The 12,902-nt window shown below is 75.1% G+C and carries 10 protein-coding genes and 1 pseudogene; 5 read left to right on the top strand and 6 right to left on the bottom strand.

Annotated elements, in window-relative coordinates:
• The first annotated feature begins 100 nt into the window (after window positions 1-100).
• Window positions 101-1,720: a serine/threonine-protein kinase gene (locus tag ACFYXV_RS10045; protein WP_385471018.1), complete on the top strand. Its 1,620-nt coding sequence runs from the start codon at window positions 101-103 to the stop codon at window positions 1,718-1,720.
• On the top strand, window positions 1,717-2,361 hold the full coding sequence (locus tag ACFYXV_RS10040) for a hypothetical protein (RefSeq protein WP_385471020.1): 645 nt from the start codon (window positions 1,717-1,719) through the stop codon (window positions 2,359-2,361). The genes ACFYXV_RS10045 and ACFYXV_RS10040 overlap by 4 nt, the downstream gene beginning before the upstream one ends.
• Window positions 2,362-2,687: 326 nt before the next feature.
• Here the strand turns inward: ACFYXV_RS10040 and ACFYXV_RS10035 are convergent, their stop codons facing one another.
• Window positions 2,688-3,974: an ATP-binding protein gene (locus ACFYXV_RS10035; RefSeq protein ID WP_385471022.1), complete on the bottom strand. Its 1,287-nt coding sequence runs from the start codon at window positions 3,972-3,974 to the stop codon at window positions 2,688-2,690.
• Between the two features lie 160 nt (window positions 3,975-4,134).
• On the opposite strand from ACFYXV_RS10035, the gene ACFYXV_RS10030 reads away from it, so the two are divergent.
• Window positions 4,135-5,598, top strand: coding sequence for a hypothetical protein (locus tag ACFYXV_RS10030; protein WP_389382551.1), 1,464 nt, complete (start codon window positions 4,135-4,137; stop codon window positions 5,596-5,598).
• A gap of 8 nt (window positions 5,599-5,606) precedes the next feature.
• On the opposite strand, the gene ACFYXV_RS10025 is transcribed toward ACFYXV_RS10030, so the two are convergent.
• The gene (locus ACFYXV_RS10025; RefSeq protein ID WP_389382550.1) at window positions 5,607-6,425 is read right to left on the bottom strand and encodes an alpha/beta hydrolase; all 819 of its coding nucleotides are present in this window, start codon (window positions 6,423-6,425) and stop codon (window positions 5,607-5,609) included.
• A gap of 153 nt (window positions 6,426-6,578) precedes the next feature.
• Here ACFYXV_RS10025 and ACFYXV_RS10020 point away from each other — a divergent pair, with 153 nt between their 5' ends.
• Window positions 6,579-7,343 carry a trypsin-like serine peptidase gene (locus tag ACFYXV_RS10020; protein ID WP_389382549.1) on the top strand — a complete coding sequence of 255 codons (765 nt, stop codon included), beginning with the start codon at window positions 6,579-6,581 and terminating at the stop codon, window positions 7,341-7,343.
• A 437-nt stretch (window positions 7,344-7,780) separates the two neighbouring features.
• Here ACFYXV_RS10020 and ACFYXV_RS10015 read toward each other — a convergent pair.
• The 3 genes and pseudogenes from ACFYXV_RS10015 to ACFYXV_RS10005 form a co-directional block, all read right to left on the bottom strand.
• Window positions 7,781-8,254: pseudogene (locus ACFYXV_RS10015) on the bottom strand (NUDIX domain-containing protein); the annotation flags it as partial.
• A gap of 58 nt (window positions 8,255-8,312) precedes the next feature.
• On the bottom strand, window positions 8,313-9,911 hold the full coding sequence (gene lnt / locus ACFYXV_RS10010) for an apolipoprotein N-acyltransferase (protein ID WP_385471030.1): 1,599 nt from the start codon (window positions 9,909-9,911) through the stop codon (window positions 8,313-8,315).
• 42 nt (window positions 9,912-9,953) lie between these two features.
• Complete coding sequence (locus tag ACFYXV_RS10005) at window positions 9,954-10,469, bottom strand: hypothetical protein (RefSeq protein WP_385471032.1); 516 nt, start codon at window positions 10,467-10,469, stop codon at window positions 9,954-9,956.
• Window positions 10,470-10,903: 434 nt separating this feature from the next.
• Between ACFYXV_RS10005 and ACFYXV_RS10000 the strand changes: the two genes are divergently transcribed.
• Window positions 10,904-11,824, top strand: coding sequence for an ADP-ribosylglycohydrolase family protein (locus tag ACFYXV_RS10000; RefSeq protein ID WP_385471046.1), 921 nt, complete (start codon window positions 10,904-10,906; stop codon window positions 11,822-11,824).
• A gap of 27 nt (window positions 11,825-11,851) precedes the next feature.
• On the opposite strand, the gene ACFYXV_RS09995 is transcribed toward ACFYXV_RS10000, so the two are convergent.
• Entirely contained in the window at window positions 11,852-12,646 is a 795-nt protein-coding gene (locus tag ACFYXV_RS09995) for a glutamate racemase (RefSeq protein WP_389382548.1), read from the bottom strand.
• Window positions 12,647-12,902 lie beyond the last annotated feature (256 nt).

The raw sequence follows: 12,902 nt of genomic DNA, 5'->3' as shown, positions 1-12,902 counted from the left end.
TCGTGTCCCTGGGTGTGGCCGCTCGGCACGAGCGGGCAGCCCGGGGCCCGGAGCCGCGGCTGACGGGACACGGATACGGGGACTGGACGGGGACGGGGGCATGACGATGAAGAACGCGTGGACGGTGCCCGGCTATGCGCAGGTCCGCGAGCTCGGCTCGGGCGGCAGCGGCCGCGTGGTCCTCGCCGTCCACGAGGCGACGGGCACCCCGGTCGCGGTGAAGTACCTCAGCGACCGGCTGCGCGAGGACCCCGCTTTCGTCGCGGAGTTCCGGGCCGAGGCCCGTCTCCTCGGCGGGCTGGACACCCCGTACGTGGTCCGGCTGTACGAATACGTCGAGCACACGGCGGGTCCCGGCGGCGCCGCCATCGTGATGGAGCTGGTCGACGGGATCTCCCTGCGCGCCCTGCTGAAGCAGGCCGGGCAGGCCGACCCCGAGGCCGCTCTGGTGGTGCTGAAGGGCTCGCTGCTGGGCCTCGCCGCCGCCCACCGGGCGGGCGTGGTCCACCGCGACTACAAGCCCGAGAACGTACTGGTCTCCGCCGACGGCTCCTCGAAGCTGGTGGACTTCGGGATCGCGGCGCGCCGCGGTACGACGCCCGGGGTGGCCGGCACCCCGGCGTACATGGCCCCCGAGCAGTGGCAGGGCCGGCCCGCCTCGCCCGCGGCGGACGTGTACGCGGCGACGGCGACGTTCTTCGAGTGCCTGACCGGCCGCAAGCCGTTCGCCGGGGAGAACTTCGCGGAGCTCGCGGTCCAGCACATCGAGGCGCCGGTCCCGGAGACCGAGGCCCCGGAGCCGGTCCGCCCGCTGATCCGGCGGGGTCTGGCCAAGGCCCCGGAGCAGCGGCCGGAGAACGCCGAGGCGTTCGTGGCGGAGCTGGAGGACGTGGCGCTCGCCGCGTACGGGGCCGACTGGGAGGAGCGCGGGCAGCGCAAGCTGGCGGCGCTCGCCGCGCTGCTGCCGCTGCTGTTCCCCTCCGCGGGCGCCCCGGCCGCGGGGACCACGGCGGTGGCGACGACCACGATCACGCCGCCCTCGCGCTGGGCGCCGGGCCGGCGCGGGCTCGTCGCGGGCGGGGTGGCCCTGGTCCTGGGCGTGCTGACGGCGCTCACCTACAGCGCGGCGGGCGGGGAGGCCGGCGGGGCAGCCGCGCTGAACGCGTTCGCGACGTCGAGCGCGAGCCCGGGCGGTACGGGCCCTTCGCCGGTGCCGGGTCCGAGCGCGTCGGCGAGTCCCTCCCCGTCCGCCTCCCCTTCCCCTTCCGCCTCTGCGTCCCCGTCGGCTTCGCCCTCGTCCACGCCGAGCCCGGTCTACTCGCCGACGGTGACGCCCACGATCACCGCGGCGACCACCGCACCGCCCACCACGGCGCCGCCCTCGCCGAAGCCGACGGTGGTCGTCGGCGCGGTGTCCGTCACCCTCCGCCAGACGGGAGTCTCCGTCGGCCAGGCGACCGTGAGCGTCGACGCGAAGGGCACCGCCCCGGTGACGGTGGTGCTCGAATGGTTCACGGGTGACGTGGAGGGCCGGCTGGGCAAGGCGGACGGCGCCGCGGACACCCTCACGTACCAGCCGGGCGCCGCGGCGCCGCTCGTCAAGACCCACACCTTCTCGGGCGCGGGCTGCTACTGGGGCGTGCGCGCCACCACCAGGCCCGCCGCCGGCAACGGTTCCTCGACCAGCCAGGTCTTCATCAGGCGGTGCACGATCTCATGAGCGACAGCAACAGCGACGACGACTACAGCGCCACCGTCCTCGGCAGCCACTGGTTCAGCGGGCCGCAGCAGACGGCCCACCAGACGGCTCAACAGACGGCCCACCAGACCCTGGTCCAGCCGCAGGACGCCGTGCCCGACCGGGTCGAGGGCTCGGTCCTGCGGTTCGGGCCCGGGGTGACGGCCGCCATGCCGGCCCCCTTCCCGGTGGTCGCGGAGCCGGTGGTGCGCCGCCGGCGCGGGGAGTGGCGCCGGTACACCCTGGCCGCCGTGATCCTGCTCGCGGTGCTCGCGTACCTGGCCTGGCAGCGGTACGGCCCGGCCATCGACGTACGGGGGGTGACGGTCGCGACCGTCGACCCGCAGGGTCCCGGCTGCGACTCGGCCGCCGACGTGGTGGCCGTCGTACGGACCAACGGGCGGGCGGGGACGCTCACGTACCGGTGGATCCGCTCCGACGGCACGCAGTCGGAGCAGCTCACCGAGCGGGTGCCGAGCGGGCGGAAGGAGGCCCGGCTGCACCTGCTGTGGACCTTCCAGGGCCGCGGCACGTACGCGGCGGAGGCCAAGCTCCAGCTCGTCTCGCCCGGGCAGCACACCGCGGCGACGCGGTTCACGTACCGCTGCGCCGACACCCCGTAGGACCGGGCCGCGGCCCGGAGGTGTCCCGGGGTGTCCCGGGGTGGCCCGGGGTGTCCCGGGGTGTCCGCCTCGTCCTTCCGGCCGAGGCGGCCGCCCGGGAGCCGGCCGTACGGCCGAAGCGTCCGCACCCCGCGCGCTGGTTGACTCGTAGGCGTTGACGAGGGCTCAGGGACGCCCTCCGGCACCCTTGCGCGTCACGTTCCAGCCGGCGAACACCCCCACCGGAGCGTGGCCGTCCCGCACGGATGCCAGTCCGCGCGGGAGGCCCGCAGCCGCTTTGGGGAGTGGCTGCGGGCCATCCCGCCGACCTGTCCGTGGCAGGTCGCTCAGAAGCGGGCGTGGGCGGTGATGTCCGCCTCGAACTCGCCCGTCATCGCGGGGGTCACCGTCGGCCTGCACTGCGCGATCGCCGCCAGGTAGTCCCCCGTGGAGGCTCCGGGCTGCGCCGCCGCTCCGCGCGCGCCCACCGCCTCCAGATCCCGCTCGAAGGAGACCTGCGCCGCGGTCCGCGCCGCGTGCTCGATGTCGGCCGGGGTGAACAGCTCGCTCGCCGCCACCAGCGCCGCCACGTCCACGTCGGTGCGGCCCGCCGTGTGGCGCGACCAGATCGCGGCCCGCGCCCCGGCGTCCGGGGTACCGATCGGGATCAGGTAGTCGAAGCGCCCGGGCCGCAGGAACGCCGGGTCGAGGGAGCGGATGGAGTTGGTGGCGCACACCAGGAGCCGCTCGCCGCCCTCACGGAACCCGGGGATCAGCTTCAGCAGCTCGTTGGTGACCCCGTGGATCCCGCCGGGCTGCGCGGGTTCGGTGCGGACGGGCGCTATCTCCTCGACTTCGTCGATGAAGACGAGGACCCGCTCCAGCTCGGCGATCCGGGCGAACGCGGCGCGCAGCGCGGCGGCCAGGTTCCCCTCGTCGGCCAGGCGGGAGGGCAGCAGTTCCACGAACGGCCAGCCGAGGCGGGAGGCGATGGCCCGGGCGAACGTGGTCTTGCCGGTGCCGGGCGGGCCGAAGAGCGTGATGGCGCGCGGCGGCCGCACCCCGTGCGCGGCGGCCCGTTCCGGCTCGGCGAGCGGGAGGACCACCCGCCGCTCTATGAGGTCCTTCTCGTGCTCCATGCCGGCGACCTTGGTCCACAGGTCGCCCTGGAGGAAGCGGCCGCCGAGGTCGTCGAGCAGGCCCGCCGCCGGTCCGTGCAGCGGTTCGGTCTTCTCGAAGTAGGCGACGGCGGGCTGGCGCGTGTACCCGGCGTTGAGCAGGCCCTCGCCGAGCAGGTCCTCCTCGGGCAGGACGTACGCGATCCGCCCGACCCGGGCCGCGATCAGCCGCCGCTCCAGCTCGACGAGCAGCGCGCTGGCCAGGCCCCGGCCGCGCCAGCCCGCGGCGATCGCGATCCGCATGACCCAGGCGCGCTCGCCGGTGACGCAGGCGAGGGCCGCGCCGATGGGGACGCCCTGGTGGACGGCGACCACGCAGGGCTGCCGGTCGGTGAGGGCGCTGATGCACTCGGCGAGTGAGAAGACCGACTCCTGGCCGAGTTCCGCCGTGGTGTCGATGAGGTGGACTACGGCCGCGAGATCGCCCTCGCGGTAGTCGTGGATGAGCCAGTTCACCGGGTACCGCCCCTCGTTCGTGCTCCTGCGGCGAGGCTAGGGGCGAGCGGGCCCGGCGCTCACGCTCCGCGGTGCACAACAGGCGGTCCGGAAACCGTCCGTGTCGTCCATAGACTGGTGCCTTCCGCCCGAACGCCAGACCTAGGATTCCAGCGCCTTCATGCATTGCCACATACCCGCGGCCCGTCGCGGGCCCCTCATCTGGCTCATCCCCTCCCTCTGGACGCTCGGGCTCGGCCTGTGGGGGCTCTCGCGGCAGGACAGCGTGTGGCGGGACGAGGCGGCGACCTGGCAGGTGGCCGGCCGCTCGGCGGGCGAGATCGTGGCGATGCTCGGCAACGTCGACGCCGTGCACGGGCTGTACTACCTGCTGATGCACGGGCTCTTCGAACTCTTCGGGGCGAGTACGACCACGCTGCGGCTCCCGTCGGTCCTGGCCGTGGCGGCCGCCGCGGCGTGCGTGGCCCTGATCGGGCGCCGGCTGGCGGGGTTCTGGGCGGGGCTGGGCGGTGGTCTTGCTCTCGGACTGCTGCCGGCCGTGCAGTTCTACCTCCAGGAGGGCCGCCCGTACGCGCTGGTCGCGGCCGGTGCCGGGCTCTCCACGCTGCTGCTGGTGTCGCTGCTGTCGGCCCCGGCCGGGCCAGGGGCCGGGCGGCGGGCCCGGCCGCGGTGGACGGCGTACGCGGTCACGGTGCTGGTGTGCGCGCTGCTGAACTGGCTCTCGCTGCTCGTCCTGCCCGCGCACGCGGCGACGCTGTGGTGGGTGCGCGCCGGGCGCGGGGTGTGGCTGCGCTGGGCCGCGTACGGGGCCTGCGCGGCCGCGGGGGCGCTGCCGCTGGTGCTGTTCAGCCGGAGCCAGTCCGACCAGGTGTCCTGGATCCCGCCGCTGACCTGGCACATGATGATCGGCCCGGCGATCCTGCTGACGCTCGGAGGCGTCTGCGCCCTGGCGGACCGGCCGCGCGCGGGCCGGCTGTCGGCGGCCGCGGTGGGGCTGCCGCTGCTGGCGGTCCCGCAGCTCGGCCTCATGGGCATCTCGCTGGTGCAGCCGCTGTTCCTGGACCGGTACGTGCTGTTCAGCATGCTCGGGCTGGCCCTGCTGATCGGCGCGGGGCTGGGGGCGGCCGTACGCGCCGTCCGGCCCGTGTTCCCGGGGGCGGCGGACGCGCTCGTGCCGGGCGTGGTCGGGATCGCCGTACTGGCGCTGCTGCCGGTGGAGCTGGACAAACGGGCTCCGGCCAGCCGGGTCGACGACGTACTGGCGGTGGCCGGGGAGGTGGCCCGGCTGGGGCGGCCCGGGGACGCGGTGCTCTTCGTACCGGCCGCCCGCCGGGACACGGCGCTGGTCTCGCCCGGGGCGTTCACGGGGCTGTCGGACGTGGCCCTGGAGCGCGGTCCGGTGGCCTCGGCCACCCTCAAGGGCGAGGAGGCGGACCCGGCGCGGATCCGGGAGGCGCTGCTCGGACAGCGGCGGGTGCTGCTGGTGACGGACGCGGCGAAGGTGGCGAAGCCTTCGGGGGCCGCCCGGGACGCGGCGAAGGCGGCGGTCCTGAAGGAGCGGTTCACGGCGGTGGAGGACCGCGAGGTCCGGGGCCGGCGCGTGACGGTGTACGAACGCCGGTAACGCGGGCCTCAAGCGGCGCGGGCCCCGGCGGCGTGGGAGTCCAGCCAGGACAGCGAGGCGCGGGCCAGGTCCGGCCAGCCGTGGTCGACGATCAGCGAGTGGCCGCGGTCCTCGAAGCACTGGTACTCGGTGGTCGCGTGCGAGTGGCGGTACTGCTTGTAGGTCGAGCGGGTCAGCAGGTCCGGGACGGTGTGGTCGAGCCGGCCGGACAGCAGGAGCAGCGGCCCGCGGGTCTCGTTCCCGGTGTCGACCTTGGCCGGGGAGTGCGGGGTGAAGTTGCCCAGGGCAAGCTGGAAGAGGGGGCGGGCGGTGCTCGGGATGGTCCACTCGTCGTACAGCTCCTCGGATTCCTCCTCGGAGACGGCGTTGGCGAAGCCGTAGCGGAACTGCTCGCGGTTGAGCGAGACGGAGCGGCGAGTGTTGCCCGGGTTGTGCAGGACGGCGAACGTCGACTTGGCCTGGGCCGGGGCGATGGCCCTGACGCCCTTGATCTGTCCGGGGCAGATGGCGACGGCGGCCTCGGCGAGGCCCTGGCCGAGCAGGTGCTGGGCGATGAACCCGCCGACCGAGTGCCCCACGAGAACGGGCCGCACGGGCAGGTCCCGAATGACCTTGGCGTGGGCGTCGGAGATCTCGACGAGTCCGACCCCGTCCTGGTCGTCGGGGCGGCGGCGGGCCTCGGCGACGGTGTCGGGGACCCCGGGCCACTCCGGCAGGACGGGCTCGTACCCGGCTTCGCGGAAGGCGTCGGCCCACCCCTCCCAGCTGGTCGAATGCAGCCAGAGGCCGTGGATGAACACCACGGGCGTGCGGTGCTGTGCGGTCATGCGGGGACACCTCCTGGACCCCCCTGCCGCCCCTGTCAGTCTCGCCCGCGCGGGGCGCGGCCGCCTGCGGAGCCCGGATTCACAGGACATTCATATGGAATACCGTGCTCCGGCCATAGCTTCGGCGGGGAGGCTCGGGGCATGATCCAGCGCATGCTTCCCCGACCGGCCCACAGCGCCCGCACCCGGCGGACGTCCCGGATCCTGCTGGCGCTGGCCGCGATGGCCGCGCTGGTGAGCGTGGACCTGCCCGACGCGGCGGCCGTGCCGCCCCTGGGGGTCACCGCCGAGGCCGGGTCCGACGCGACGTCCGACCGGGTCGGGGCCCTCTTCGCGGGCTCCCTCGACGGCGGGCACTTCTGCACCGCGGCCGTGGTGCACAGCGACGACCGCGACGTGATCGCGACCGCCGCGCACTGCCTGGACAACCCGGACACCACGGTCTTCGCGCCCGGATACCGGGACGGCAAGGCCCCGTACGGGGTGTGGAAGGTGACCGGGGTGTCCCTCGCCCCGGGCTGGACGGACGGGAGGGACCCGGACGAAGACATCGCCTTCGCGACGGTCGCCCCGGCGGACGGCGGCACCGCGCGCGTCGAGGACGCGGTGGGCGGCTTCCCGGTGGCCACCGAACAGCCGGACGACGTGAAGGTCACGATCCTCGGCTACCCGAGCGTCGACGAAGCCCCGCTGCGCTGCGCGAACACCACCAGCCTGTTCTCCGAGACGCAGCGCCGGATCGACTGCCCGGACCTCAGCGGCGGCACGAGCGGCAGCCCCTGGCTGGCGAACGGCGCCCTGGCCGGAGTCCTGGGCGGCTACGAGGCCGGCGGCACGGTCCCGGAGGTCTCCTACAGCGCGGTCATGGACGACCAGGCCCTGGAGCTCTACCGCGAGGCGGCGGTCTCCGCCGGCTGACCGCCGCCCTGGTCGCCGCCCCGCCCGACCGGGTCCGAGTGGAAATCGTCCGGCCGCTCCTCCCCCAGCTGCCCGGAGCGGTTGCCGAGCAGTTCGACCGCCTCCGGCAGGCTCACGCCGAACTCCTCCCGGATCTTCTGCACGGCCTGGAGCCGGCGGCCCCCGAGGATCAGGTGGTCGACGCGCGACCAGCTCTCCGCCGTGGCGTCGCCCGGCTGGGACAGGGACTCGACCTGGATCCGCAGCCAGGCGCTGTCGCGCAGCGCCGCGTCGCGCTCGGCCCGGGTCCGCTCCAGTTCGGCGCGCAGGCCATCGCCGTCCCGGTCCCGGTCCCCATTCCCGTCCCCGGCCCCGGCCCCGGCCCCGGCCCCGGCCCCGGCCCCGGCCCCGGCCCCGTCCCCGGCCCCGGCCGCAGGGGCGCTCGCCCCGGCCGCGCCGGCCGCCGGGGCGAACCAGGCCGGGGCGTCCTCGCTCCGGGCGCGCAGGATGCGGTCCACCGCGAACGGCTCCAGTTCCGGCAGGGCATCCACCGCGAACCAGCCCACCTCCAGCGACTCGCTGTCGTTGACGCGGGCCTCACCGCCCGTGGCGCGGCAGCGGAAGGTGATGTCCTGGAACTGGCAGACGTCCCCGTTCGGATAGGTCATCGGTTCGAGCATCTGGACCAGCACCACCCGCTCCGGGACGCAGTGCACCGCCGTCTCCTCGTACACCTCGCGCACCGCCGTCTCCGCAGGCTGCTCCCCCGGCTCCGCGATCCCGCCGACCACGGCCCAGCGGCCGGTGTCGGAACGGCGGCCGAGCAGCACCCGCCCCTCGTCGTCGAAGACGATGGCGGTCACCCCGGGCAGCAGGAGCAGCTGGTTGCCCGCGGAGGCGCGGATCTGGCGGATGAACTCGGGTGTGGTCATGCCCCGACCCTACGAGGCCGCGGGCGGTGACCGGGAGCCGCCGGTCCGCCGGGCCGGGTCAGGCGGCCGTCCGGCGGGACCGGATCCGGCGCGCGAGGGTCCAGCCGAGGCCCCCCGCGGCGACCAGGAGCAGCACGTACTCCGGCAGCGGGCCGAACCGGGTGGCCGGCGTCTGCGAGGAGCGCAGCGGGATCTCGGCGACCAGCGCGTCCGCCGTGAACATCTTCGTCTCCTGGACGATCTGCCCGTCGGGGCGGATCACGGCGCTGACACCGCTGGTGACGGGCACGAGCACGGTACGGCTGTGCTCCACGGCCCGCACCCGGTCCATGGCGAGCTGCTGGTACGTCATCTGCGAGCGGCCGAAGGTGGCGTTGTTGCTCGGTACGGCGATCACCTGCGCGCCGTCCTGGACGGTGGAGCGCACGGCGTCGTCGAACGCGGCCTCGAAGCAGGTCACCATCCCGACCCCGCTGCCCGCCATGGCGAAGACGCCCGGCTCCTTGCCGGGGCCGAAGTCGCGCTGCACCCGGTCCACGTCCGCGCTGAAGAGCCGGACGAAGGACCTCATCGGAATGCGCTCGCCGAAGGGCTGGATCTTGCGCTTGTCGTACGTGTCGACGGGCCCCTTGACCGGGTCCCACAAGATCATCGTGTTGCGCAGCGGGCCGGTGTCCGGGGCCAGTACGGAGCCGATCGCGACCGGGACCCCGATGGCCTTGACCGCGTTGTCGATGACCTCGTACGCGTCGGGCTGGGTGTACGGGTCGATGTCGGAGGAGTTCTCCGGCCAGACCACGAAATCGGGCTTCGGGACCCGGCCGGCCTTGACGTCCGCCGCCAGCTGGAGGGTGCGGTTCGCGTGGTTGTCGAGGACCGCGCGGCGCTGGGCGTTGAAGTCGAACCCTGCGCGCGGAACGTTGCCCTGGACGACGGCGGCCACCGCGGTCCCCTCCTCGGCCGCGTCCGAGACCAGCGGCCGGGACGCGAGGGCCCCGGCGAGCGGGGCGAGCGCGGCGGTCCCGGCGAGCAGCGCGGCGGTGGCCCGCCGGGTGCCGACGCCGGCGCGCACCGCCTCGTACAGCCCGAATCCGCACAGGGCGACGGCGAAGGAGAGCAGCGGGGTGCCGCCGAGGGCGGCGAGCGGCAGGAACACGCCGTCGGCCTGGCCGAAGGCCAGCTTCCCCCAGGGGAAGCCGCCGAACGGGGCCCGGGCGCGCAGCGCCTCGCCCGCGACCCACACGGCCGCGCCCCACAGCGGCCAGGCGGGAAGCCGGCTGACGAGGGCGATCCCGAGACAGGTGAGGCCGACCAGGAGGGCTTCCACCGTGGCGAGGGCCAGCCACGGGACGGGGCCCACGCCCTCGCTGGTCCAGATGAGCAGCGGGAGCAGGAAGCCCAGGCCGTGCAGGAAGCCGAGGCCGAAGCCGGCGCGGGCGCGGCGGCCGCGCAGGCAGGCACCGAGCAGGGCGAGGGCGAACGGGGCCAGCCACCACAGCGGACGCGGCGGGAAGCTCAGGTACAGCAGCGCGCCGGAGCCGACGGCGAGGGCCGCGCGCAGCGCCCCGCCCTTCCAGGCGGCGGACGTGGCCGGGCTTGCGGGTTCCGCTTCTCCGGCGACGCCGGATCCGGGCTCTGCGGTGATGCTGCTGCTCATCTGCCGGAGTGTACGTGCCCGGCCCGGGACGGCGGGAGACCCTCAGCGGGCGAGGGCGCGCAGGTGGGCGCGGATGACCCGGACCGCGTTCTCGGCGTCGTCGACGGTGACGGTGAACACCTTGCCGTCGCCGAGGCGCAGCTCGACGCCCTCGCCGCGCCGGACGATGACGGCGGTTCCCCTTTCGGGCCGCCAGCGGTAGCCCCAGCCGCCCCACTGCTGGGGGGTGATCCGGGGCACGAACTCGGCGGAGGCCACGTCCGTCAGCCGGATCTTGCGGCGCGGCAGCCCGATGTGGCCGCAGCGGACTTCCAGCGCCTCGGCGTCGACGGTGACGGCGACGTGCACGAAGGCGAGGGTTCCGAAGAGGATCAGCAGTCCGACGGCGAGACAGCCGATCACGGACATGAGCAGCGGGACGATGCCGGAGGTCCAGTTCGAGTCCACGGCGAGCTGGACGCCGAGCGCGAGGCAGGCCGCGCCGGCCGCGGCGAGCAGCCATTGGGCGCGGTTGGAGGCCCGTCCGGTCCACAGCGGACCCGGGGGGTGAACCGTCATGTGTAGCAGCGTACTCACGTTCCGCATGTGCGCCACTGCCTCTCACAGCGCGTCGCCCCCGCACCGGCAGCCCGCACCGGCAGCCCGCACCTGCCCGCCCTCGACCCCAACCAAACTCGGGGTTCTACGGTCGCGAACGTGACAGCCCAGGCAACGCACTGCGCACCACACGACGCACCGAAAGAAGCCGGGCCGTCCTGATGCTCGGCGGCACCGCGGCGGCACTGCAGCCGCCGGCGGACCTCCGGGGCTTCTTGACCCACCTGAAGGACGTTCCCCGGTCCGACCTCCGGCCGGCGGGCTCCTCGGGGGCGTCGGCGAAGTAGCGCAGTCCGCGAGCAGGGCGGTCCCGCCCACCCGGCCCACCGGGCGGGCACGGCCGACCGGGTACCCTCGCGGCCCGTACGCCCCGAATTGCCCGAGGAGGACTCGTGATCACTCGACTCGACCGCGCCATCGGTGCGGTTCTGGGCTCGGCCGTCGGCGACGCGCTCGGCGCACCGTACGAGTTCGGGCCCGCCGGCGAACTGACCGCGCGCGGCGAGGAGATGCGCGGGGGCGGCGGCTGGGATCCGGGCGAGGCGACCGATGACACGCAGATGGCCGTCCTGGTCGGCGAGTCCCTGCTGGATCACGGCGGCCTCGAACTCGCCGACGTCTTCGGGCGGTTCCAGCGCTGGGCGGCCTCCGAGCCCAAGGACATCGGCCTCCAGACCGAGGACGTGCTGACCAGCGGCGAGGCCTGGGACCTGGCTGCCGCACTGCACTTCCAGATCAACGCGCGGGCGGCGGGCAACGGTTCCCTGATGCGGGCCTCCACCTCGGCCGTGTACTTCGCCGCCGCCGGACGGGAGGGGACCATGGACGCCGCCCGGCGGATCGCGGCCCTGACGCACGGCGACCGGGCGGCGTGGGAGGGTACGGCCGTACTGCACGAGCTCGTACGGGTGACACTCGACGGGGGCGATCCGCTGGCCGCGCTCCCCGAGGTGCTCGGCGCGGTGCACCCGGGTCACCGCGAGCGGTACGGGGTCGTCCTCGGCCCCGACTGGCATCCGGGGCTGGCCACCGAGTTCAACGGGGCGGTCTGGCCCTGCCTGGGCTCGGCGGTGTGGGCACTGCGGACCACCACCGGGTTCGCCGGGGCCGTACGGGCCGCCGTGGACCTGGGCGGGGACACCGACACCGTGGCGGCGGTCACCGGCACCCTGGCCGGGGCCCGCTACGGCCAGGCGGCGATCCCCCCGGAGTGGACGGCCCCGCTGCACGTACCACTGCCCGGGTTCGGGGACCGCGTACTGGACGCGGACGGGCTGCGCACGCTCGCCCGATCGCTGGCGGGCGGCCGGAGGTAGCGCTCGGGACAGGGGCGGGCGGCGGGATCAGCGCCCGACGGGGGCGCCCTCGCCGGCCAGCAGCCGGCCTTCGGCGTAACCGAGCGCGGCGTCGGGGAGCGCGCCCTCCTCCCCGCTGAGCAGGACGGTCAGGGTGCCGGTGCGGGGCAGGCCCGGCTCGGGGAGCGCGCCGAGGCGGCGCAGCGCCTGTACGGCGACGGGCTCGGCGGAGCCGTGGTAGCGGAGCTCGGCGCCACCGGTCCGCTCGGCGAGGGCGGCCCGGATGGCCGTCTCGACGAGCTCGTAGTGGGTGCAGCCGAGGACGACGTCGGAGACGTCGGCCGGGGTCAGCGCGGCGGCCGCGGCCACGGTCGCGGCGATGGCGGTGGCGTTCCCCGTCTCGACGGCGTCGGCCAGTCCCGGGCAGGGCACCTCGGTGACCCGGGCCCCGGCGGCGAAGTCACGGATCAGCCCGCGCTGGTAGGGGCTGCCGGTGGTGGCGGGGGTGGCCCAGATGGCCACGCGCCCGCCCGGGGCGGCGGCGGGCTTGATCGCCGGCACGGTCCCGATCACCGGGATGCCGGGCTCAAGCGCGGCGCGGAGGGCGGGCAGGGCGTGCACGCTGGCGGTGTTGCAGGCCACGATCAGCGCGTCAGGCCGGTGCCCGGCGGCGGCCCGGGCCACGCCGAGGGCCCGCCCGGTCAGATCGGCGGGGGTACGGGGCCCCCAGGGCATGCCGACGGGGTCGGAGGAGAGGACCAGATCGACGTCGGGCCGCAGCCGCCGCATCGCGGCGGCCGCCGCGAGGAGGCCGATTCCGGAGTCCATGAGGGCGATCTTCACCTGGTCACCTTAATGGAAGCCAAGCCGCCGGAGGCCTCGGGGGAGGCCGACGGGGCGTGGCGGGGCCGGGGGCTTCGGGGGCGGGACGGCCGACCGGGGGCTTCGGGGGGCGGGATCCCCGTGTTCGGGGTCGGTGGTGTGTCCGGGGGCGTCCCGGCAGTCCACTGTCCTTCCGTGTCGGGTCGGTCCGTCAAGGGCGCTCCCTGCGGTCGCGTCGCTGCGCGATGGCCTTCGGCCACCCTTGACTGACCGCCCC

Origin of the sequence: Streptomyces sp. NPDC002181 (assembly GCF_042890485.1) — a bacterium.
Taxonomy (GTDB): domain Bacteria; phylum Actinomycetota; class Actinomycetes; order Streptomycetales; family Streptomycetaceae; genus Streptomyces.
This window is presented reverse-complemented; position numbering and strand designations above follow the sequence as displayed.